The sequence below is a fragment of the Pseudomonadota bacterium genome, assembly GCA_026388315.1.
Lineage (GTDB): Bacteria > Desulfobacterota > Syntrophorhabdia > Syntrophorhabdales > Syntrophorhabdaceae > MWEV01.
The window spans coordinates 1-22,795 of record JAPLKA010000032.1 but is presented as its reverse complement, the minus strand read 5'-3'; the positions used below and the strand labels follow the sequence as shown (position 1 = coordinate 22,795).

Here is a 22,795-nt window from a genome sequence, read left to right as displayed (position 1 = left end):
GTCAAGTCCAAACAGACTACTATTGTTCTCGGCCCGAATGGATCCGGAAAGACAACCCTTATGAAGGCTATCTCCGGACTTGAGCGGATACGGAGCGGCGAAATCTATCTCGATGGCGAACGGGTCGACACGAAAGAGGCACATGAGATAGCGGCAGCAGGAATAGCCCTTGTGCCAGAGGGCGGGAGACTTTTCCCCGGCCTGAGCGTGTACGAAAACCTGAAGATAGGGAGCTACCTCCCGAGGGTGCGGAAGCAGTTTCGGGAGTCCCTGGAAGAGGTCTTCTTTCTCTTTCCGAGACTAAAGGAAAGGCAGACACAGATAGCAGGATCTATGAGCGGTGGCGAACGACAGATGCTTGCCGTAGCGCGAAGTCTTATGTCAAAACCGAAGCTTCTCATACTCGATGAGCCCTCGGCCGGGTTGGCCCCAAAGGTAATCCAGGGCATCTTCAACTTCGTGGAGCAGATCAAAGAACGGGGATATTCCATCCTTATGGTGGAGCAGAATGCTGTCAAGGCTTTACAGCTTGCAAACTACGCATATCTTTTCGAATCCGGCAAACTGGTATTCGAGGGCGGCAAAGAGGAGTTCGACAAGAACGAGTATATCAGAAAAGCTTACTTGGGCATTTAGGGGATACTATGGGTGAACAACTACTAAACGCACTTATCAACGGAATATTGCTTGGGGGGGTTTTTGCACTCCTTGCTCTCGGCCTCAACCTCATCTTTGGGGTCGTGAAGATCATTCACCTCGCTTACGGCCAATTCGTCATGATGGGGTTCTACATAATTTATATGTTCTACGAACAGTTAGGGCTGCCCATCTTTCTCGCCATCTTTCTCGCCATCGTAGTAATGGGACTTGTCGGGTTCCTGACCCAGTTTGTGGTCATCAGACCCCTCCTGACTGCACTTCGACTCAATCAACTCCTTGCGCTCGCAAGCCTGATTGTAGTCTTCGAAAACTTTGCCCTCTTTGTGTGGGGGGCAGATTACCGGGGCATTCCCTTTGATCTCCCCGTCATCGAGATTAGTAATATTTTCATCAGAGCTTCCAGCTTTATTGCCTTCATCGGGGCACTGGTAGTCATGGGACTGCTTTAGGGACTGCTTTATCTCTTCCTCAACAAAACCTATCTTGGTCTGGCAATCAGGGCTGTTGCCCAGGACACTGAGGTTGCAAAACTCATGGGTATTAACCCCAAAATGGTCTACTATGTGACCATGGCGCTGGGGGGAATCCTCACGGCTATTGTAGCCGCCTTCTTTGTTCCCATCTATACCGTTCATCCCCATTTTGGCTCGGCTTTTACTCTGACCGCATTTATTATCGTGGTACTGGGCGGTATGGGCAATCTCCTTGGCGGTTTCATCGGTGCTTTTCTCATCGGGATCATCACTTCTGTGGCCGCGGCACTTACTTCAACTGAGGTTGCCGAGATAGTTGTTCTCGTTATCTTCATTCTCGTTATGCTCATACGGCCGCAAGGCATCCTTGGAACAGGGGTGTCATCATGAACGGCGTGGGAAAGATCGGAAAAGTGATACCTGCCGTCCTCTTCGTGTGTCTCGTAATCCTGCCCATGCTGCCAATCTCAACATATATAATCAACGTGGTGACCATCATCTTCATCTGGTCCATTGTGGCCACTGCCTGGTCCTTTATGGGCCGCTTTTATCTTGTCTCTCTGGGACACGGGGCCTTCATGGGAACGGGGGCCTATGTCACTGTCCTCCTTTTCAATCATTTTGGGCTCTCACCCTGGATAGGCATGTTTGCGGGAGGCGCGGCAGCCTGTTTTATGGGAGCCGTCCTCGGGTATGCATGCTTTCGTTTCGGTGTAATCGGAGACTATTTTGCCCTGGTTACCCTCGCTGTGGCTGAACTGGTGGCACTCCTTGTTGTAGCTTTCAGGGAAGTGACGGGTGGGTCTCTGGGCCTGACAGTCAGATCCGTGGGGACGTCGCCCTGGCTTTTCCAGTTCGATAATAGAATCTACTTTTACTATATTGCCCTCGCGGCTCTTTGTCTTGTCCTCTTCGTCTGGTGGTTGATTGACAGGAGCGACATGCGGAAAGCCCTGATGGCGATCGGCGAGGATGAACTCGCCGCATCTTCCCTTGGAGTCAATATCATCAAGAACAAGATGGCCATTACCATGCTCAGCACATTCTTCACCGCCATGGGGGGCACTATCTACGCCCAGTATCTCCTTTACCTTTCCCCTGAGACCGTCTGCGGTGTGGGGATGTCTCTTTCCATCCCCTTTAAGGCTATTCTGGGAGGTATGTTCACTCTCTGGGGACCCTTCATAGGTTCGGCCATTATCGTCTCCCTCGAAGAGTATATAAGGGCAGCCTATGGCGGAACGTACACAAGCATATCCCAGATCATCTATGGCATCGCTCTGGTTGTTCTGATCATGTTTCTCCCGAAAGGGATCTTTGGTACCCTGAGGGAAAAATTCAAAAAAAATAGTTGACGGAGGTGTATCGTGAATAAGGCATTTAGTGAAATTGAAAAGACAAGTATTTTCTTTTCCCCCAACAAGGTGATTCTTGGCAAGGGTGCTGCCCAGCAGGCGGGATCTGAAGTGAAGACCCTCGGGGGCAAAAAGGTCCTTATCGTTACAGATCCCGGTGTTGTTCAGGCAGGACTGGTTCAGGTGATACTTGATGCCCTCAAGAACCAGGGTATCAAGTATGAAGTCTTCGATAAGGTAGAGCCGGAACCCCCTGCAAGAGTGGTAGATGCAGGCGCTAAAGCAGCTATTGACAACAAATGTGACACAATCATAGGCTTTGGAGGCGGCAGTTCCCTCGATGTGGCAAAAGGCGTCTCCATTGTTGCCACAAACAAAGGGAAGGTACTCGACTACACGGGCATCGACATGGTTCCAAAACGCGGTATCCCCAAGATACTCATCCCTACCACAGCCGGGACAGGAAGTGAGGTAACCCGGGTCTTCGTAGTTACCGATGAAACGGATAATACAAAGAAGGTTATCTATACGAACTATAACCTCGCCGAGGTGGGCCTTCTCGATCCCATGCTGACGCTTTCCATGCCTCCTTCCGTGACAGCAGACACCGGCTTCGACGCCCTGGTTCATGCGGTCGAATCCTATGTCTCGGTCAACACCACCCCCTTTGCGGAGGTACTGGCCCTTCAGGCAATCAGTCTCATTGCTCATAACCTCCCCATAGCTTACTCCAAAGGCACGAACGTTCAGGCAAGATACAACATGCTCTTTGCCGCATGCATTGCCGGCATGGCCTTTACAAGCGGCGGTCTCGGGGCGGTACACGGCCTATCCTATCCTCTTGGCACTGACTTTCATATGGCACACGGTAAATCCAATGCTATTATGCTCCCCCACATCGTGAACTTCAACTTCATGGGAAATATGGAGAAGTATGCCCGTATAGCCCAAACCATGGGAGAGAATATAGATGGTCTCTCACCTTATGAGGCAGCCAGGAAGTCCGTAGATGCCATCAAAAACCTGCTCACAATCGTTAATATCTCATACAAACTCACCGACTACGGTGTAAAGAAAAGCGATCTGCCGAAGCTTGTAGCGGGCGGACTAAAACAGGCGAGACTCTTTGTCCCCAACCCGAGAGACCCGTCGGAAAACGACGTTAAGCTGATATATGAGGGCGCCCTTTAATAGGATAAGGAGGATACTATATGAACAAAGTGAAACTGAAGGTCAATGGAGCATGGTATCAGTTCATAGTTGAACCGGATCGCATCCTTCTCGACCTGTTGAGAGAAGACCTCCGATTGACTGGCGCCAAGCAGTCTTGTGACCGAAAAGGGCAGTGCGGCGCGTGCACGGTCATTGTAAACGGCAAAGCGGTTCGATCATGCCTGCAGAAAGTCGCAAAACTTGACGGCGCTGACGTTATTACCGTGGAGGGTCTCGGTACGCCGGACAATCCTCATTTCATTCAGGAGGCCTTCGTCCTTTCCGGGGCTGTCCAGTGCGGCTTCTGCACACCAGGTTTAATTATGGCATCAAAGGCCCTACTGGACCGCAATCCGAATCCCAATGACCAGGAAATAAAGAAGGCTCTCGAACACAATCTCTGCCGTTGCACAGGTTACCTGAAAATCATTGATGCGGTTAAACTGGCTGGCCTGTTTATCCGGGGAGAAATGACGCCCGACGCGGTCAGACCTGACCCGAATGGCCCGAAGATCGGGGTTTCACACCCTCGTCCTTCTGCTATGCTCAAGGCCTGCGGCCGTGCTGAGTTTTCGGCTGATATCAAGCTTCAGAATGCCCTCGAAGTGGCGGTACACCGCAGTACGGAGCACCACGCAATGATTACATCCATCGACACCTCCGTAGCTGAGAAGATGCCGGGAGTTGTTGGAGTTATGACTGCCAAGGACATTAAAGGTACCAATCGAATCAAGGTCGTCTATGGGGATCAGCCCATCCTGGCTGAAGACAAAGTCTATTGCCTTGGAGATGCCATTGCAATAGTAGCGGCCCACACCAAGGAACAGGCCCTCATCGCTGCAGCTGCCATCAAGGTTGCCTACGATCCGTTGTCTGTTCTCAAGACCCCTGAACAAGCAATGGCCCCCGACGCGATCCAACTGCACAGCGAATGGCCAAATCTTTGCTTCCGCCAGCCCCAGATCAAGGGTGATGCCGGAAAGGCTATGGCAGAGTCAGTTGCCGTGGTGGAGGGACACTTTTCCACGCAATGCAACCATCAGGCCCCCTTAGAACCGGAAGCTACGGTCGCCTACATTGAGGGTGACGGAGAAGACTCTCAGTTGGTGGTAGTCGGGCGAAGCATCAATATACATTTACACATGTCTAACCTGCAGGAGGCCTTGGGATATGAAAATGTCCGTTACGAAGAGGCCTTTTCAGGAGGGAATTTTGGTCAAAAGCTGGCTATGACATCTGAGGCTATTTCCGGTGCAGCGGCGCTCCATTTCAGACGCCCTGTGAGGTATATCCCCAGTCTTGCCGAATCCATGCTCATGTCCAGCAAACGACACCCCTTTGACATGAAGGTCAAGCTTGGCGCCTCGGCAGATGGCAAACTGACCGCTTTCGATATCGATTATATTGTTGATAATGGGGCCTATCAAATAATTGGAATAATCATTGTCAAACGTTCTTTGTGGATGCTCTCAGGTTCCTATAATATTCCCAACATCACCGCCTTGGCACGCCTTGTATATACAAATAACCCCGCAGGAGGTGCAGCCAGGGGAGCCGGTCCTCCACAGATAACTTTTGCGTTGGAATCGGCGATAGACATGCTGGCCGAGAAGCTCGGCATCGATCCTCTGGAGTTTCGGCGTCTGAATTCACTTCTGCCGGGTCAGAGTGTATCCACTGGTATGGTGTACGACCAGTGGCCCTTTCCGGAGCTTTGTGATGCAATCAGACCCGCCTACGAACGGGCAAAAAAGGAAGCGGCGGCCTGGAAAAACGGTTCGATCAGACGGGGAGTCGGCCTCGGCTGCCATGCCTTCGGCGTTGGAGGCCCGGCGGACGTTGGCCGGGTCGCCTTAGAGCTTGATCCTGATGACGGTATTACGATTTACGCCGCGGTTGCAGACCCGGGGGAAGGCAACGATTCCATGCTCACACAGATCGCCTCGCACCTCACCGGTATACCTATGGATAAGGTCCGTCTGGTTACGCGAGACACCGATCATACAACAGGAATGGGGCCTGCAGCAGCCAGCAGAATGACTTACATGGCAGGTGGTTCCCTCGTTCTTGCTATCGAGCAACTGAAAAAAACTATGGAGGAGGCCGGTGTCAGCACATACGAGGGTTTGGTAAAGGCCGGCAAGCCTACCCACTACGTGGGCTCCAAGGTCGCGGAGGGCAAGGAAGCGGTTCTGGATCCTGAGACCGGCCAGGGGCCTTCCTTTGAATCGCGTGTCCATGCGATTCAGATGGCCGAGGTGGAGGTAAATACCGATACAGGTGAAGTGCGTGTCATAAGGGTAACAACCGCAGTGGATTCAGGCACCGTCATTAATCCCCAGAACCTGGAAGGTCAGTTACATGGTGGTATGGATCAGGGGGTGGGATTTGCCCTCAGGGAAGAGTATGTCCACGGCCAGACAAAAGACTGGTTCACATTCAAGTTCCCCACTATGAAGACAGCTTTTGACATGGATGTGATTATCAATCAGACTCCCCGCCGAAAAGGACCCTTAGGGGCTACAGGTGTAGGCGAAATGACTATGGTATGCACTGCTCCTGCGGTGACGAATGCTATTCATGATGCGTGCGGCGCGAGGATCTACGATCTGCCCGCCACACCTGACAAGATCAAGGCGGCCTTGGCTGCCAGGAAGTGACAACTGTGCCGGAACAACGTGTTGATCTTACAGCAACGTTTCGAAACGGGGACTTGTGGTTCTAATACTTTTGCAGGTCTACCCATGCGGTTTTTACGAGACATAATTGTGGGACAGGCCAGATGAGCGATTATCCGGTCTCCCATCAGCAACCGGGCGACATGCAACAGCGGTTCTGTACAATTGCAGGCAGGGAGATCGCCGTCGATCAGGAGGGCTTCTTATGGTACGTAGAGGACTGGACCGAAGACGTAGCCGAAGCACTTGCATCCGAGTGCGGTATTGACAAATTGAGTGATACCCAATGGCTTGTTATCCGATTCTTGAAGGAATATTTTTCTTATCACGGCCGGGCTCCTTTGAACCGAGATCTCAAAGTGGGAGTCGGAATGAGTCTCATGGAACTTGAGGCCCTTTTTCCCGAAGGGATTCGCCGTTGCGCCCGACGCGTGGCCGGTCTCCCCAATCCGAAATCGTGCGCATGAGAGCTGCGATGGCAGATAAACTGATATATTTAGACAACGCGGCAACGACTTTTCCGAAGCCTGCGGCAATCCTGAGCAGGATGATAGATATTTATGCCAGGCACGGTGTTTCTCCAGGCCGGGGAAGCTATGATCTGGCTGCAGAGGCATCGGAATTGGTCAGCAAAACAAGGCGGAAAGTAGCCCATTTTTTTGGGGCTCCCAATGCGGACAGGGTTATTATTGCGGGCAATGCCACCGACGCACTGAATATAGCCCTTCAAGGAATGCTCCGTCCGGGGGATCATGTCGTCTCTACCAAACTGGAACACAACTCCGTGCTTCGACCGCTTTTCCACCTCCGGCAGAAAGGTATTATAGAATACGACCTTGTTTCCTTCGATGGTAAGGGCTTTGTCAATCCGGACGATATTATTGCGGCGCTCAGACCCAACACCAGGCTTGTTGTCCTGTGCCATGCATCTAACGTTCTGGGAACCATCCAGCCGGTTACGGAAATCGCCCACCGCTGCCGGGAGCGCGACGTACCCTTGCTTATTGATGCCGCCCAGAGCGCCGGGGTGATTCCTATTGATATGCAGTTCTCACAGATTGCCGCGGTGGCCTTTACCGGTCACAAGTCCCTGCTCGGACCAACGGGTGTCGGCGGCCTTGTTCTGAATGAGGGGATTGAAATAAAGTCCACGCGTTTCGGCGGCACCGGTTTCGAGTCAATAAGCCCGGTTCACACACAGACCTTTCCCTACAGGCTGGAGGCCGGGACTCTCAACCTCCTCGGTATTATCGGTCTTTCCGAAGGGCTTGATTTCCTGGAGGGAATGGGTATTCAATCTATTCACAACAGGGAAATGGAACTTCTGGTCGCGCTTCGGGACGGTATGTCCTCGCTTGAAGGGATCGAGATGTACTGCGCAGAGGACCTTTCAAATCATGTTGCAATACTGACGGTCAACGTCCGAGGTATGGACCCGGAAGACGTCGGAGCCATTCTGGATGCCGACTTCGGGATTGCAGTCCGTGTAGGACTTCACTGTGCACCACTTGTTCACGAGACTCTCGGAACCTCTCCGCGTGGAGCTGTTCGGTTCAGTCTTGGGCCTCTAAACGTTGGAGAGGATATAGACCGGACAGTGGACGCGATGGCCCGGATCGGGAGGACCAGGGAACGTTGATGATGAAATTGACAAACCGGTTTGATGACATAATTCAGCGAAGGAAGAGCATCGGTAACTTCCGGATTTTTGGGCAGGGTGCGGCATCAACAGAGAAGGACAAACGGGAAAAACCGGCCGGTCTTACAATTCATTCGCCTTCCCGCAGGGACAAAAGATGATAGTTACCGGAGAGACGGGTGTATATTGCATAATAGGATATCCCATCGCTCATTCACTCTCCCCTGCAATTCATAACGCCGGATTTGAGGTCCACGGCCTCAATCTTGTATTCGTTCCCTTTGCCCTTCATCCTGACGACTTGAGTGTCGGGATGAAGGGCCTTCAAGCATTAGGTGTCCGGGGCATGACCGTCACGGTGCCCCTCAAGGAATTGGCGTACAAGTACATGGATGAGACAGATGAGGCCGCCAGGCTGACCGGTGCGGTAAATACGGTGGTTTTTGAAAATGGGAAGAGATCAGGATACAATCTGGATGTTGCCGGGGTTCGTTATTCCCTCGAAAAACTTGGTCTCCCTCAGGGATCTCAAAAGGCAGTGGTTCTCGGAGCCGGCGGCGCTGCACGAGCCGTGATAGCAGCCCTTCTTTTTCACAAGACAGAAGAGATCGTGATTCTGAACAGAGGGATTGACAGGGCATACGCTCTAAGGGATTTCTTTTCAGACAAAACGGACTTACATCTTATCGCCGACGCTCTTAATGATAGTACATTAGAGGAATATCTCCCGGCCAGTGATATTATCGTGAATACCACATCCGTCGGCATGTATCCCAACGCGGATGCTTCGCCCCTTCCAAAGGCCCTTATCCCTTCGGGCACAAGAGTTCTCGATGCCATATATCTTCCCGAAAAGACAAAGCTCCTGTCTGAAGGTGAGGAGAAAGGATGCAGCATATTGCCGGGTATGGAATGGCTCGTTCATCAAGCCACTCTTGCTTTCAAATTATGGACCGACAAAGAGCTTGATAAGAAGATTGTCATGGATGTTCTGGAGAAATTCTTCGCCGCAAGGACCACAACGTAACTGTCCCTTTTACCATCTTCCCCTACAAAAAGAAACATACCTGGGTCTTGAAATATCAGTTTTTTCAACTATGCCTATGACCGCTCTTTTTCTTCACATTTTTCTGCGATTACCGCAGATTGAAAAAAAATTATTATGATTTTCTCCATTACCACTTAAAGTCTTGTATTGTGAAGAAAACTCCTCTGTGCTTGCTTTTAGGAAGTTGCAAACACCATCTCCTGCTGAAAAAATCACGATCAAAAATCTGCACCTTTCAACCCATAATAAACGGAAATTTATCATAAATATTGGCATATTGGCGGGGATTGCACACACCTACAAAGCAAGCATAGGGCCTTTTGACCGTGATCATCGATTACCACAAGAAATGTTTGGTTTTATGAACAACATCCTGATTGCAAAACAACAAAGCAACAATGCTTTTACTAATCGCACCAAAAACAGCACTTTAAGCCTTGAAATTGGCCATTTTCCATGCATAAAACTCCTGATTTCAATGTGTTAGCTTGGTCCGACCCCAAATCCCCCTATCCACCTGCACAAGCAGGTGCTCACAGCGTCGGAATCGTTACGCCTGTTATTTGAGGGAAAACAACCTCCATTTATGACACAGGAATAATTGCCTCGATGCTACAATTGTTTGGGATGCTGAATAGTTACAAAATAGTCAAGTATATCAGGAGATACAGAAAATTGAGAAAGACTTGTCCCTTGTCAACAGCCTGTTGAAAAACTCTCTTTCATCGTAAAGCTTGTTGGCTGATTATTAAAGAATCTCTTTGATTTAAACAGAATCGAAAACAATCAATAAACGCTTTACAGCAGCCTGACATACTGCCGTTCCTTGCAATTTCCTTCTTAGAGTCTCCCCGTGAGAGCATCTTTACCATCCTTTTTATATTCTGTACGGTAGCTGTCATGAGTATTTGTTCCTTGATCCATTTCCTTTTTCTGAATTTTGCCCTCCTGAACCCCATTAACTCCTTTGCCTCACCGAAAAGTTCCTCTATCTTTTTCCTCATCCTCTGGGATATATAATACCCTTTGGTTTTACTGAGTTCCCGAGTCTTCTTAATGGCATCTTCATAGATATGATAACTGAGTGATCTGGCTATGTCTTTTGTGCATTCTGATTTGACGGGACAGATGGAGCAGTCTTTTTTTCTTGCCCGATAGACATGTTGTTTGCTGTGTTTATGGATACCCCAGTATGAGAGTTCTTTCCCCTGGGGACACAGAAAGATATCCTTTTTTTCATCATAGGTAAACTTCGCTATCGGGTAGATACCGGGGTTACGTTTATCCCAGGAGGAGACAACCGGAATATGGGGAATGATGCATTCATTGATAAGGTCATGGATGAATTCACCTACTGCATATCCTTTATCCGCCCCCAATGTTTTCGGCATGATATTGTGTCTCCATTTTATCCTCTGCAACTCGGAAAATGCCTTTTCACGATCTGTTTTTCTGTCGGGACCTCCGATATCCGCCCCTACTATAATCCTGCTTCGGTTGTCCATAACATAGGTGGCGGAATGGCAAAGCCGTGAGCCGGTCGATGTTTTCCGTGAGAGCCTCGCATCGGGGTCTGTCCGGGACCGGTGGGTATCGTTACTGATCTTCTGTCCCCTGTGGGAATAATCCTCCCCCGGTTCATACGGGGTATCATCGATAGGGTTTTCCTTTTCGAGGATATTTATGTATTCGCCGGGTTTGAACTCCACAACAATAGGCTCCAAACTTTTGAAGGAAGCGTTTGCCTCAATGTTGGTAGCATCTACAGTAAGATGCTCCCCGTCTATTAGTCCATGGGACATGCACTGAGTGATAATCTCATCGAAGATGTGCTGGAAGAGATCATTTTCGACAAATCGTTCATGTCTGTTTTTGGAGAAGGTGGAGTGGTCGGGTACCGTATCCTGGAGATTCAAACCTACAAACCACCGATAGCCGATATGCATCTTTACCTCTTCGCAGAGCCTTCTCTCTGATCGTATGCCATAGAGGTATCCGATAAGAAGCATTCTGAGTAATAGTTCGGGGTCGATAGAGGGTCTGCCTGTATGGCTGTAAAGATGCTTCACCTTATTCCTGATAAAGCTGAAGTCGACATGCTTGTGTATCAGTCTCAATATGTGGTTTTCAGGTATAAGATCGTCCAATCTGATATAGTAGAACATCGGTTCTTGTCGTGTTTTTTCTCCTAACAATATGGCCTCCGCAGAATGGATTGGATACCGTATTCTACCATAGAGATGAGCCACAGGCCACGGATTTATGAGGGTTTACGAGGAGTTTTTCAACAGGCTGTCAATGGCTGACCCCTATGGTTCTTTAAGACCTTTGCACGGTATATTCCCCTGAATTACCTTGTAACTGTATGATATATATGGTATATTGATGATTATCCCACTTCAAGGAGACCCCTCATGACAGATAAATTCATCACAAAAGGATTTGCCGATTACATTATAGAGAGCAGGGGATATCACAACACCTTTCTGGAAAAGGTTGATCGGTTAATAGATTGGGAATCCATAGAAAAGGTACTGAAAAAGAAATATAAAAAGACAGCAAGTGCTGACAGAAGACCTGCCTATCCTGCATTACCAATGTTCAAGCTTTTATTGCTGCAAAGGTGGAACGGTTTAAGTGACCCACAAGCAGAAGCAATGTTAAGGGACCGCATCTCTTTTATCCTGTTTACAGGATTTTCTCTTACAAGTCCATTACCTGACCACTCAACCATATGCAGATTCAGAAATAACCTTCTTGAACTCAATCTGTACGAGAAACTCTTTGATGATATAAACACACAGATCGAATCAAGAGGTTTGATAGTAAAAAAAGGTATGATCGTTGATGCAACAATTATAGAGTCTTCACGCAGACCGAGAAAGGTTATAAACATAATGCCCGAAGACCGCAAGGAAGAAGAAACTGACATGTCTTCCGCTATCACTTACTCTGATGATTCTGATGCAGCATGGATTAAAAAAGGAAACAGACCTTATTACGGATACAAAGGCCATATATCAGTTGATGCAGAAGAAGGCTTCATTACGGGGGGACACATTACCCCTGCCAACATATCAGATACCACAGAGTTTGAAAAACTCGTTAATGGATCTCCCAAGGGTTCGGTTATTCTTGCCGATAAGGGATATGCAAGTGAGAAGAACAGGACTGTGCTTGCAAACAAAAAGCTCAAAGACGGCATCATGTATAAAGCTGCCAGGAACAAACCCCTTACCCATACCCAGCGTATTATCAACAGATTTATCAGTTCCGTGAGATACAAGGTTGAACAGAGCATAGGAACATTGAAAAGAGGTTATCACTTCTTCCGTATGAGATATATAGGCCTTAAGAAGGGGAATATGGAGTTTCTCTTAAACGCTATGGCATTTAACCTGAAAAAGGCAGCGGCAATGATAGAATAAGGGGGAGGAACAGCAAAGACCCCCCCAAAAGGAGGGGAAGGGGGAGTCAAATGCCATGGATGGAGACATAATCAGGCACCAGACAAAATAAAATAACCATAAAATATGATCATAAAGATGGAAAAACCGGGAAGCTGAAATTATGCAAAGGTCTTTCTTTGAACATTTTCCGGGGTGAGTTGATCTTTGTCTCTCTTTGCAGGTAACATGGGTGAGCCTCCTTTGATTCATCGGATTGTCACTGATGTTACCCCATTCTGTTAGACTTTTTCACGCAGGCTTACCGGAAAGACACAATATTATTGTAAAAGGAGAGTTTGGGGCTTGACTTTAATGACAGTATCTGACCCCCATGGTTCTTGAGTAGTTGATCACATTTGCAACAGATCGGTATATACATGAGGCAAATAATAATATAACAGCTAACATGGCAATTAATATTGAATATATTAAATCAAAGCTGGAGATTTCGTACCAAACCGGCCACTGCGTCAGCGCCGAATCAAAGCTATTATAATATTTAGCAAATGCCAAAATCACAATAAATAATATTGAAAGAAAAAGCAGGATACAAGAAATACAATATCGCTTTAAACTTTTTCGCAGAAGACGGACAATCACTGCAATCACTATGACAAGCAATAAACCAAGCCACCAGACATGAAAGCAAACAAGTGCGAGCAAACATAACCAGGCTGCGCCTGCCAATAATCGAGACAGTGCAAAGTGCAATTCAGAAAAGTCACCAACGCCGCCGTCGCTTTTTAATGCCGTGACGAGCATTTTATGTGAAATATATGTCTCCCCGCAAGGTTTTATTTTTTCAAAGTTATCATCTGGCTTTGTTTCCTTTTTATTCCAGAAAGCAGGAAATTCAAATAGCCAATTGATCAACCATTCGCCAAGGATCGATACGATTTCGCCAGCTAAGAGTAGTAAAGACAAGTAGATCATCGCCAAAAACCAGGAAGGAAGGGTATCTACATGTGCAGAATAAAAAATAGATTTCATATTTATTTGATTGAGGCACAAATGTGGAGTCATATCTCCCAATATTTTCAAGACTAAAAACCCAAGAGGTAGGTTGAAAATTATCCTAAATAATACTGACTTAATCTCTTTCATTGTTACCTCAAATCACCTTCATTCGTTAATGAACTGACTTCCGAATTCCTCTCCTAAGTCCCCCCAATATTTTACTTTTCCTTGAAGGATCAGCGTTATCTTACCGCATCTTCTGCATCTTCTTGTAAATTTTGATCAAAATTTGTTTTTATAATTACTGAATTTTCATTTGTCATGTTTATCTCCATCACATTCCATTTTTCTTTTGGATTATCAAGTCGATATTGTTGTGCAATTTTGTAGAAATCTCTTACTCCGGAGATTTCTACATCTTCTAACCTTTTATTGATCATTGCACGAGCAGTAACCTTTACGCCGCTACTTAGAGGCATTTCTATTCTGATAAATAGTTCAGTACAATTTAAACAAGCATTTTTTGCTTTAAGCATTTTTTCTTTGATCTGCGGCATTAGCATTAAATAACTCCTTTTGGGTTGTCTATATATACACTAACAGGTTTACCATCGACATTATATGTTACTTCGAAACCTGATGGGCGTTTTGAAGAATCATCATAAATACAATGGCCTCTAAATTCAGAAATTTTTTGATTATTTGCAATGGCCTTTTCTAAGTCTTTTTCCATCAGTCGCCATTCTCCATGACGATTTGTTGTACTCTCCATCGGAACAAGATTAATCTGCTCTGGGATTCCACCAAACTCATTTGCAATAAGATGACCACCATCATCAAGCTTATTGCCATAATTATCGTATTCACCATCCTTGCAAGCTATAGTTTTTGATGTTTGATTTGCATCAAAATACCGATTTTCGGAAGGAATAATTTTAATTTCAGGCCTGATAAATTCGCTAACTCGACTGCTTTCATCAGTATTGTATACAGTAAAATTATTTTTATCATAGTCATATACTTTTATTTCTGAGTTCGAAGGTAATTCCTTATTATTTAACAGATCTCGGTCTTGGCCAGATATCAGGTTGAATTCTTTTCGTCCGCTATCAGAAATTATGGGTGCGGTATTAGACCATTCCCTATGAAAAGTTTCATTCTGTGCTTTAAGGCATTCCAATGAAGTATTATCTATGGTATCAATCAAATTAAGAATTGGCGTTTCAGCGACCTTGTTTTCAATGGTTTCCTTTAAAGGGTTTATTGACGCTTCTTTGTTGCCAGTTACAAGGGGCTTTGTTTCCTGAACTACAGAAGACAATGTTTCAATCATTTTGTCCTCTGAGTTTTTTAACCACATTGGAACTGATTTGCTTGGTTATAATCCGATCCGGTAATAAGAAAAACTTTTCCACCGTTTTGTTTACTCCTTCTTGGCTTAAATTAGAAAGGTCTGATGCAAGATATTTAATGCTTAAGTTTAGTACAATTTCTGATATATATTTATGCGGTTCCTCTTTCCAAAATATTTTGAGACTTTCCATCACTTTTTTATGAACCGATAAATTACCCTTCATAATCAGGTCTGCTAAATCTTTTTTAAGTCCTTCCGGAAATTTTGTTCTTTTCGAGTAAATCCCCTTAGACAAAAACTCCATAATAGATTTCGTTGTATAATCTATATAAAACTTATCTTCTGACTCTTGGTAATTTTTTAGTAATGATAACTTTTTCAATTTCCCTGTTAATAGAGCAACAAGCTCTTCAATTACGTTACCGTTGATTGAACACAATGAATTGAAAAACTGCAGAACTATTTCCCGACCTTCTTTGCCAAGAATGTTCGCTAATTCATATGTCTCTATGCAATGTAATGAGAAATTATTATTTTCCATCATTTTGTTTATTTTCTCATCGCTGAAAGCATGGGTTTTTACATCAGTATAAATTATGCACTCAACAGGTCTCTCCATTCCTTCTTTATGACAGAGCGCATGCCCAGTCTTTAATCTGTTGAGATATAAGGCATCTACGTCACTAATACTTAAAGATCCCGCTAAAAGCGATTGGTCATCTTTAGAAACGATCCGATGCACAATTTTTGTATTTGAATTTTTTATGACATCCGGAGAAATCTTTGATGGTATCTGCTCTACTACAGCTACACCCTGTCCCAAAGAACGCATTTCAGATATTACATTGCAAAATACCTCGACCGCTTTTCCTTTAGGATTACCCATCATTTCACTGGTTCGCTCAGTGCTCACATTTTTCAGTAATCTGTGAGCTTCTTCAATTACCAAGAAATGTTGGAGGCCTTCGATCTTAGAGCCAGGATTTACCGTAAGATTATCTTTTTGACGATACTCGCTTATTAAAACTAATACCAGGCCGACAAAAAAGGCCTTATCATCATCGTCTGCAAGATTTTCCATTTCAAAAATCGTGCTTTTCTTCAGTAGCTCCTGCATTGGATAAAAATCATAGGTGTTGAACATAAGCCCCTTTGCGCCAACGCTCAAGCTATCAATTCGCGCAATTATAGCTGTTCGGATATTATCTTGTAATTCTCCTTTATATTCCAACTCGTTTTTTACATAATTATCAACTTCTTGTCTCAGATCGGAAAGTGTAGGAAAACAGTAATAATGTTCATTTTGTTTGTACGCTTCTTCTGTGTAATATCCCTTTTGATCAACAAAATGAGGGTGAAGGCCAGTCGTAAGATTCCAGTTTCGTTTTAGGTAAATATTGTGTAAGCATTTTTCAACTATGTGGGGCATTGGTCCATAAAGAGAAAAGCTGGCGTTGAAGATGGCTTTTAGATAGTCAATATGAACCAACGGGTGGACACCATGTTGAACATAAAAAGGATTGAAGCGGATTGGACTTACCATTGCATCCCCGATTGTAAATATTTTCAGCTCATGCTTCAAAGTCTCATCAGCAGGTAACTCTTGCGATACCTCATCGGCAAGCAATCCTCGAAATACCTTATCGGCAAGCAACTGGCGATAATCCCGCTTTGCTGACTCTAATACGAGGAAAGGAACAGGATTGGTTTTTTTAGTTATACTTTTTAGAATATGTTTTACGGTTGTAGTTTTACCGCTACCCGTCAACCCACAAACAAATAAATGCTTATTCAAATCATTCTTCGAGAGTGACATTAATGAGCCGTCTATTGGGCTTCCATAGTCAGCAATAGGTCCTAAAATAATCTCGCCGGTAGAAGCAGTATCAGTCAGTGCCAATGCGGGCATTCTTTTGATCTCATAGCCCGGCAGCGATTCGGAAGGGGGTGCTGATAACTGCGCTAATTCCTGGCTCGTTATATATGAGCAAAGACTCTTGGGGAAGATAGGATTATTTGTATCTGTCTTTGGCAGAAAGAGTAGTTTATCTTTATCAATCTTAGCAACATATAAACGGGCAGGATATAGTTTTTCACTCGGTTTAGATAATTCTCCGATAAAACTTCCGCCCAATATATCACAAGATATTTGATCCTGTGCGGCAAAGGTGACGGTTGTTTCCCAGAAACCAGCATTAAAGCCCTGCATCATTCTCTCTATAAAATAATCAGTTATTTTTTCTAATTCCATCGCCAATCCGTTCTGTATCTCTCTGGAAAATGATTGTGATTCATTTTTTAAAAGTGTTTCAGACGTACCTTTGGTAGAACTTTCTGAAGTTATTTCTGACCAGTTGTAAGAATAGTTAACGGATGAGCCAACCATGCCTCCTATGATAGTACCGATTCCTGGATTAATTGCAGTTCCGATTGCAGCACCAATCAATGCGCCAGAACCACCAATAGTATGCCCGTTTGTAATAGATATCCCGTTTGTTATCTGTTCATTTTCTGATATTGAGGTCCCAGTTCCTTTTTCTACTCCTACTGTGGATTTTGCCAATTCGTGACATTTATCTCGAAAATTTAACAATGCCAAGAGTCGATCTTGCATGATAGGACGACTGACTGGATTGGCTGCAACAATCAACACATACTCACGACCATACATACTTCTGATAACCGATGAAAAATTAAAATACTGATCTTTATCTCTGTTCTGCATGGACGGGATACCGGTTACTACACCGCCATTTGGCAACTCGTAGATCAGTTCGGGAATAGTACACTTTTCGTCATACTTAATCTTCTCGCCCGGAAGAATTCCATTTAATAAGGATTGAAAGTATTCTGGTTTTTGATTAGCGCTATCATCGGCTAAAAAACCTAAAAATACCTTTATTCTCCCCTTGCCACCCTTTATAACCGTAGCCACAGAAATACCGGCAGAATAAGATGCAGCAAGAATAGTTTGATACCGCGAATTTAAGAATTCTTGAATATTTTCTGTTGAGCTGTGGACGGTTATCTCGTTTATAGGAAATAAGTAGACTTTGCCCAGGTAGCCCTGAGCACAAGTTTCTGTTTTGGATCCAATTGGAAAGTCTTGACGATAATCCCCCCACCAAGGCATAAGAATTGAATATGCTTGCTCTATTGAAAAATCTTTCTCTTTCACTTCATTCATGCAATTGTACCTTTATGCTCTAAGCCGTTTTTTTGACAAAACGACACAAAATCATCAGAAAATGCTTTAATAACACCTTCCAGCCATTCGCTGACCTGAATTTCTGATGCTTTTATATAACTTTCTATATCTCTTTTTATGGTTTCACGGGCAGCCTTAGAGCTTTTTTTATGAGCTACCTTATATGCAACTGCAGAGACAATTAAAATCATGATGCCGGAAACAATTGCAGCGATTGCTGATGTCGGCACAAATACCAAAGATGTAACTGCCGTGCCGGTTATAAAAGTAATCCCACCTGCTATTAGTCCATTTATTAATCTCGGGTCACGGTTGAACTCAACAATTGATGGGTCTAACCGGAGGTTATTCTCGACTTGTGCGGCCCATAATCTGAAACGCCCCCTGAAGTCCTCCCTATAAAAAGAATTCTGAATATCGATATCTGCGTCTTGAAGAATTGCCACGGCTTCTTCCATTAAATAATTTAGAAGAGTGTCGGTGAGAATTTCTGCCTTATTGATTATCTTTTGCGGTACGTGATTTTGGAGAAACAGCCGATTTTGATCAATTAAGAAATCATCTCTAAGATAAATCTGGAGTTCTTTCCGGAGTATTATAAATTCTTCGGAAATATCTTTATTTATTTCATCTTTGATCATTTTAGGTCCTCCAGTATTTCTTCGATCTTTTTTAAGTAATACTCTTTGATCACGTCTTTTTTTTTATTGATTTCTGAAATGTTGTTTATGATTTCTTGATTACTTTTCTTTTTATTCAATTCTTCATCAAGAGCTATCTTTCTCCCAGCTATTTCTTCCAACATTTCTTTATTAAATAACATTAGATAAATATCCGTAATTTCTTTAGGTTTGACTTTTAATGCATCTAAGATATTTTCAAGTTCTAAGTGAAATTTAATTTTCATTGAATTTAAGAGATCATCTTCCGTATAAACATCTTCTTCGCCAACTTTTTCTTGCTTTGTTCGGCTTTTCTTGGTCCAATTCAGCTTTATGATATTCCAATGTTCAAACAAACCTTCCGTCATTGACTCATATATATCTTCTTTCTTATATGCCTCTTTTAATGCCTGAGCCTCAATTGCATCAAGATCAACCGTAGGCAAGGTAATTTTATAAAGACCTTTGAAAGTTCTGCCTGTCGTTTCCAACTTGGAAATCAACGTTTGCGTAAGCGACTTTAAAAAATCTGTATTAATTGAGGTAATTTCATTTATTGCATCTCCAAATGTTTTCCGAACGGCTTCTTTAGTATTGCTATTTAATATAAGCTTCTGATATTTACCTAAAGGATCAATTTTCTCTGATACCCATTCTGAATTTCTTCCCTCAAATTGTTTATGCAACTCGTTATTAGTAACATGCATCAAGTTTTCATATTTAGTTAGTGCCTCATTAATCCTATTAATCTCAACTTCGAACTCTTGCGGATTTCTTTTCTGGATATTCAGACGTTCTAACTTTCCATTATATTGTTCAAACTGTTGGTTATAACCGCCTCTGATTTTATCCAATATTTCCGAAAGCTGATCGTTTGGAGCTTTCATCGAAAAGTCATCGATTGCACCGACCAATTCCTCAAAACGTGAGCACTTTAAAAATGTTTTGGATAGATCGAGGCCTTCATCTTCAGCTTTTTCTCTAAAGAAAGGAATTACTTGTTTTTTTGATGTGGACTCTGTTTTAATCTGTTTAAGATCTTTCCCGCTTTCCAAGCCATCATGAATTATCTTTAGTATACTATCAACCGCAAGAATACGCTCTGCAGGAATAATATCTTGATAAAGCCGTCTTGCTTCATTAAGCAATCTATCAACTTCCTCGAAGTGATGTCCAGCATGTGTTAACACTAAAAACAAAGTATTTTGATTTCTATCTGGAATTACTGATTTAACAAAATCTCTAAATGATTTGGATTCTACAGGTTTTATAGGGTGGACGAAGAGAATTGCGTTAGCATTCCTAAAATAGTCAAACGAAATGTCCTGAACACCACCTGTCGCATTTACTCCAGGTGCATCAACGAGTCGTAATTCATCGAATTTCCATCTGAGTGGGTACCCAAACTGAATTTCAATAGGAATATTAATTTTATCGTGATTATCAATATAATGAGTAATTATAACTTTTTGCTGCTTTAGATGCATACCCGATTTTTTTTCAAGATGATTAATGAGATCGTCATTTACAATCGGCTTTTCGTCTGCTGATGTGATAATTTCATTAAGTAAAGTTATAGGTATTTGCCTATATTGGTCGGGTATTGAGCATATATCCCAAAGTTTTTCTTTAACCTCATCAGCCTCCAGGGTTGTGATATCGTCATAAATTTCTTCTTCTCGACCAGAAGCATATTTTATTTTTAAAAAAGATTTGTCAGCCTTGAATATTTCTAAAATAGTACTTGTTGCCTGTAATACATCAGCCGGAAGTATTTCCGTGCCAAGCAAGGCATTTAAGAAAGTGGATTTCCCTGCTTTTACTTCACCAGCTACAACAAGGGTATATTTCCCATTTATTAATGAATGAATTCGGCTTTCCAAGTACTCGAAATTAACACCGTCACGAATCCCGTCACGGATACCCTCTTCTCGCTTTTCCTTGTAGGCGCCAAATAAGTCAATAACATTATCCTTATGCCGTTTATACTTATCACCAATACCTATCATTAATTAGCCCCTTTTGGAAATATATGTGAAAACCATCTTCATTGGTCAGAAGGTAATCAACTTTTCTGTAAAATTCCTTTTTACCTTCCATCAGTTGAAGTGCCCCCTATATTTGTTATAAAATTTTAAAATACTTTTGTCAGCATCTTTTTGGCAATTTTGCCGTTTTAATTTCATGCGCTATTCAAGGTTATAAAACCATCCTTCCGGAGGCTCCTGACCTTTGGGTCTGGCAAGAGCCTTCCAGAAAGATTCTCTTTTTGCCTGCACAATAATGCAAGGACCTAATCTTTTGTAAACATCTGCCGGTATCCAGAAAACCCTTTTCTTGCCCATCATGGTAAGAAGTCTATCAGCAAAGGTTTCTTCCGGTATCCTGATGGTCATTTGATATTATCCCTTTTACGATACTTGACCAAATCCTGCAATGCACCCAAAGCTCATGCCGAAGCGTTTTTCCCGCTATCAGCCATCTGCTGGAGAGGTCTCAGATTTCTTTCTATCTTGACCATTATGAAAAGCATGATGATGATCAAGAATATCCCGAAGGCACCCCCTGCCGCTGAGATATATGTATAGGTCGATGCCTTCTTCCCGGCGTAAGCCTCCTGCTGCTTACGGAACTCAATGTCGCTTTGTGCTCTGGCCTCATCGACAGTTTCGACAACTCTGTTAACCTGTTGCAGATGCCATTCCAGCAGTCTGTCGGAGTTAATCCTCTTTTCCTCCGGAAGTTTGGCTATTTCTTTCGAATGACTTGCAAGATCGCCTGTCAGCGATGCCAGCGTATCAAGGTAAAAGGTGATAATCTGCTTTTCCCGACGCAACCCGGAATTCAGGGGATAATTGGCAATAAAGTTTTCTAACTTTCCCTTATCAATTTCTGCCTTGCGCATCTCTCTTTCGTAAATGATGAAGTTGTCTGCTATCTTGGATATGCTGTCTTTGAGCGATGTCCGAAAGGAATCGTCTTTTTGTTTTTCCTCCGATGCCTTATCGGGAGCCTGGGGCTTTACTTCAGTCTTAGTCGGGCTGTCCTTTTTGAAGTTCTCGATGGTAAATCCTTTCTTCAAATCATTTGCCCGATCTTCGAATTTGATCTTCTCCGGCTCTTTAGGCGGTGAGGAAAATGCTGCGTTTATTGCCATGCTGCCAGCTATCACCACCGCTACAAGAGAGACTGTGGCTACAATTAGTATTACGTAACGCAGGATGTTGAGATAAGTGTTTTCCAGCTTGTTTGAAAAGCTCATAGTAAATCCTCCTTGTTTTTTTATTTCTTCCCCTCCCGGGAAATGGTAATGATTCCTTTCTTCATATTGTATCTGTAGCGCATTACAATGAGAACAGCCGTTAAAGTAAGAGAAATACCGTTCCCAAAGATAAACACTATATCCTTAACATGCAGGGCATAAAGAAGAATCAATGTCATTCCTATCATCAAGATAGCCAGATATGAACCGCTTAGGTTATCGGCACATTTCATCCTGTACGTTTTGATAATCTGGGGAACAGAACTGGCACACATAATTAATGATCCGGTGGTTCCAAGTAATTGAAAAATATTTGTAGTTTCCATAATTTTTTTAAACCTCCGCACTCCTTTTTGATTAATAAAAAAGCCTCCAGGAAATGATGAGTATCACTTCAAGGAGACTTATCTTGATAATAAAAAAGGCCTCCGAGAGCATGAGCGATAACTCAGGGAGACCAACTTTTTCAGATCTCGTAGGGCCTGTCCGTCTCTATCAAGGGATAGATTCACAAGCAAAATTGTATAATGTTATTATAGTGGCATCACATGGGTTTGTCAAGTGCAATTTCATGGGAAAAGTGCAACTTATTAGCAAGCGATAATTTCCGATGGGGCTATTGAATGCCATTTGAAGTCCTGCATCTTTGCCGAGGTTGCCGGACTGAGGATTACAGGAAGAAGCCCGGAATCCAAATGAACAGAAAACACGCTGTCAAGACTTTGATCATTTCATTCAGTTATCAACGAATCCAGGCAAGGACCTGATATGTAGAGATTTGTATTTGTGACGGTTGAAGTCTTCATTGGTTTCAATATGTTGATAACGTGAAGAAATG

20 protein-coding genes and 1 pseudogene are annotated in these 22,795 nt (G+C 43.9%); 11 read left to right on the top strand and 10 right to left on the bottom strand.

Annotation, left to right across the window (positions count from 1 at the left end):
• The 10 genes and pseudogenes from NTX75_02915 to NTX75_02870 all read left to right on the top strand — a co-directional run.
• Nucleotides 1-636: ABC transporter ATP-binding protein (locus tag NTX75_02915; protein ID MCX5815180.1), on the top strand; the 636-nt coding region annotated here is incomplete at its 5' end.
• Between the two features lie 8 nt (nucleotides 637-644).
• A pseudogene (locus NTX75_02910) lies at nucleotides 645-1,523 on the top strand (branched-chain amino acid ABC transporter permease).
• Nucleotides 1,520-2,488, top strand: coding sequence for a branched-chain amino acid ABC transporter permease (locus NTX75_02905; GenBank protein ID MCX5815179.1), 969 nt, complete (start codon nucleotides 1,520-1,522; stop codon nucleotides 2,486-2,488). The pseudogene NTX75_02910 and the gene NTX75_02905 overlap by 4 nt, the downstream one beginning before the upstream one ends.
• A 12-nt stretch (nucleotides 2,489-2,500) precedes the next feature.
• Nucleotides 2,501-3,679: an iron-containing alcohol dehydrogenase gene (locus tag NTX75_02900; GenBank protein MCX5815178.1), complete on the top strand. Its 1,179-nt coding sequence runs from the start codon at nucleotides 2,501-2,503 to the stop codon at nucleotides 3,677-3,679.
• Nucleotides 3,680-3,699: 20 nt separating this feature from the next.
• Entirely contained in the window at nucleotides 3,700-6,360 is a 2,661-nt protein-coding gene (locus NTX75_02895; protein ID MCX5815177.1) for a molybdopterin-dependent oxidoreductase, read from the top strand.
• Nucleotides 6,361-6,521: 161 nt separating this feature from the next.
• Nucleotides 6,522-6,845 carry a TusE/DsrC/DsvC family sulfur relay protein gene (locus NTX75_02890; GenBank protein MCX5815176.1) on the top strand — a complete coding sequence of 108 codons (324 nt, stop codon included), beginning with the start codon at nucleotides 6,522-6,524 and terminating at the stop codon, nucleotides 6,843-6,845.
• Between the two features lie 8 nt (nucleotides 6,846-6,853).
• Nucleotides 6,854-8,017 carry an aminotransferase class V-fold PLP-dependent enzyme gene (locus tag NTX75_02885; protein MCX5815175.1) on the top strand — a complete coding sequence of 388 codons (1,164 nt, stop codon included), beginning with the start codon at nucleotides 6,854-6,856 and terminating at the stop codon, nucleotides 8,015-8,017.
• Nucleotides 8,017-8,178: a hypothetical protein gene (locus tag NTX75_02880; GenBank protein ID MCX5815174.1), complete on the top strand. Its 162-nt coding sequence runs from the start codon at nucleotides 8,017-8,019 to the stop codon at nucleotides 8,176-8,178. The genes NTX75_02885 and NTX75_02880 overlap by 1 nt, the downstream gene beginning before the upstream one ends.
• Nucleotides 8,175-9,044 carry a shikimate dehydrogenase gene (gene aroE, locus NTX75_02875; GenBank protein ID MCX5815173.1) on the top strand — a complete coding sequence of 290 codons (870 nt, stop codon included), beginning with the start codon at nucleotides 8,175-8,177 and terminating at the stop codon, nucleotides 9,042-9,044. The genes NTX75_02880 and aroE overlap by 4 nt, the downstream gene beginning before the upstream one ends.
• A 187-nt stretch (nucleotides 9,045-9,231) precedes the next feature.
• Nucleotides 9,232-9,552, top strand: a complete 321-nt coding sequence (locus NTX75_02870; GenBank protein ID MCX5815172.1) for a hypothetical protein — start codon at nucleotides 9,232-9,234, stop codon at nucleotides 9,550-9,552.
• A 235-nt stretch (nucleotides 9,553-9,787) separates the two neighbouring features.
• On the opposite strand, the gene NTX75_02865 is transcribed toward NTX75_02870, so the two are convergent.
• Nucleotides 9,788-11,260 (bottom strand): IS1182 family transposase, encoded by a 1,473-nt coding sequence (locus NTX75_02865; GenBank protein MCX5815171.1) that lies wholly within the window; start codon nucleotides 11,258-11,260, stop codon nucleotides 9,788-9,790.
• A 219-nt stretch (nucleotides 11,261-11,479) separates the two neighbouring features.
• Between NTX75_02865 and NTX75_02860 the strand changes: the two genes are divergently transcribed.
• Entirely contained in the window at nucleotides 11,480-12,493 is a 1,014-nt protein-coding gene (locus NTX75_02860) for an IS5 family transposase (protein MCX5815170.1), read from the top strand.
• Between the two features lie 330 nt (nucleotides 12,494-12,823).
• On the opposite strand, the gene NTX75_02855 is transcribed toward NTX75_02860, so the two are convergent.
• From NTX75_02855 to NTX75_02815, 9 genes are all read right to left on the bottom strand, one after another.
• Complete coding sequence (locus tag NTX75_02855) at nucleotides 12,824-13,618, bottom strand: hypothetical protein (protein MCX5815169.1); 795 nt, start codon at nucleotides 13,616-13,618, stop codon at nucleotides 12,824-12,826.
• A 95-nt stretch (nucleotides 13,619-13,713) separates the two neighbouring features.
• On the bottom strand, nucleotides 13,714-14,028 hold the full coding sequence (locus NTX75_02850) for a hypothetical protein (GenBank protein MCX5815168.1): 315 nt from the start codon (nucleotides 14,026-14,028) through the stop codon (nucleotides 13,714-13,716).
• A 5-nt stretch (nucleotides 14,029-14,033) separates the two neighbouring features.
• Complete coding sequence (locus NTX75_02845) at nucleotides 14,034-14,804, bottom strand: DNA/RNA non-specific endonuclease (GenBank protein ID MCX5815167.1); 771 nt, start codon at nucleotides 14,802-14,804, stop codon at nucleotides 14,034-14,036.
• Complete coding sequence (locus NTX75_02840) at nucleotides 14,797-18,012, bottom strand: DUF87 domain-containing protein (GenBank protein MCX5815166.1); 3,216 nt, start codon at nucleotides 18,010-18,012, stop codon at nucleotides 14,797-14,799. The genes NTX75_02845 and NTX75_02840 overlap by 8 nt, the downstream gene beginning before the upstream one ends.
• Entirely contained in the window at nucleotides 18,009-18,674 is a 666-nt protein-coding gene (locus tag NTX75_02835; GenBank protein MCX5815165.1) for a hypothetical protein, read from the bottom strand. The genes NTX75_02840 and NTX75_02835 overlap by 4 nt, the downstream gene beginning before the upstream one ends.
• Entirely contained in the window at nucleotides 18,671-20,704 is a 2,034-nt protein-coding gene (locus NTX75_02830; GenBank protein MCX5815164.1) for a dynamin family protein, read from the bottom strand. The genes NTX75_02835 and NTX75_02830 overlap by 4 nt, the downstream gene beginning before the upstream one ends.
• 180 nt (nucleotides 20,705-20,884) lie before the next feature.
• A complete protein-coding gene (locus tag NTX75_02825; protein MCX5815163.1) occupies nucleotides 20,885-21,091 on the bottom strand; it encodes a hypothetical protein in 207 nt (68 codons plus the stop codon).
• A 53-nt stretch (nucleotides 21,092-21,144) separates the two neighbouring features.
• The gene (locus NTX75_02820; GenBank protein ID MCX5815162.1) at nucleotides 21,145-21,957 is read right to left on the bottom strand and encodes a hypothetical protein; all 813 of its coding nucleotides are present in this window, start codon (nucleotides 21,955-21,957) and stop codon (nucleotides 21,145-21,147) included.
• 20 nt (nucleotides 21,958-21,977) lie between these two features.
• The gene (locus tag NTX75_02815) at nucleotides 21,978-22,283 is read right to left on the bottom strand and encodes a PQ-loop repeat-containing protein (protein MCX5815161.1); all 306 of its coding nucleotides are present in this window, start codon (nucleotides 22,281-22,283) and stop codon (nucleotides 21,978-21,980) included.
• Between the last annotated feature and the right edge of the window lie 512 nt (nucleotides 22,284-22,795).

Coding starts and splice junctions, on each gene's coding strand:
- NTX75_02905 (MCX5815179.1), top strand. CDS start 1,520: ATGAACGGCGTGGGAAAGATCGGAAAAGTGATACCTGCCGTCCTCTTC.
- NTX75_02895 (MCX5815177.1), top strand. CDS start 3,700: ATGAACAAAGTGAAACTGAAGGTCAATGGAGCATGGTATCAGTTCATA.
- NTX75_02890 (MCX5815176.1), top strand. CDS start 6,522: ATGCAACAGCGGTTCTGTACAATTGCAGGCAGGGAGATCGCCGTCGAT.
- NTX75_02885 (MCX5815175.1), top strand. CDS start 6,854: ATGGCAGATAAACTGATATATTTAGACAACGCGGCAACGACTTTTCCG.
- NTX75_02880 (MCX5815174.1), top strand. CDS start 8,017: ATGATGAAATTGACAAACCGGTTTGATGACATAATTCAGCGAAGGAAG.
- aroE (MCX5815173.1), top strand. CDS start 8,175: ATGATAGTTACCGGAGAGACGGGTGTATATTGCATAATAGGATATCCC.
- NTX75_02860 (MCX5815170.1), top strand. CDS start 11,480: ATGACAGATAAATTCATCACAAAAGGATTTGCCGATTACATTATAGAG.
- NTX75_02855 (MCX5815169.1), bottom strand. CDS start 13,618: ATGAAAGAGATTAAGTCAGTATTATTTAGGATAATTTTCAACCTACCT.
- NTX75_02850 (MCX5815168.1), bottom strand. CDS start 14,028: ATGCCGCAGATCAAAGAAAAAATGCTTAAAGCAAAAAATGCTTGTTTA.
- NTX75_02845 (MCX5815167.1), bottom strand. CDS start 14,804: ATGATTGAAACATTGTCTTCTGTAGTTCAGGAAACAAAGCCCCTTGTA.
- NTX75_02840 (MCX5815166.1), bottom strand. CDS start 18,012: ATGAATGAAGTGAAAGAGAAAGATTTTTCAATAGAGCAAGCATATTCA.
- NTX75_02835 (MCX5815165.1), bottom strand. CDS start 18,674: ATGATCAAAGATGAAATAAATAAAGATATTTCCGAAGAATTTATAATA.
- NTX75_02830 (MCX5815164.1), bottom strand. CDS start 20,704: ATGATAGGTATTGGTGATAAGTATAAACGGCATAAGGATAATGTTATT.
- NTX75_02825 (MCX5815163.1), bottom strand. CDS start 21,091: ATGACCATCAGGATACCGGAAGAAACCTTTGCTGATAGACTTCTTACC.
- NTX75_02820 (MCX5815162.1), bottom strand. CDS start 21,957: ATGAGCTTTTCAAACAAGCTGGAAAACACTTATCTCAACATCCTGCGT.
- NTX75_02815 (MCX5815161.1), bottom strand. CDS start 22,283: ATGGAAACTACAAATATTTTTCAATTACTTGGAACCACCGGATCATTA.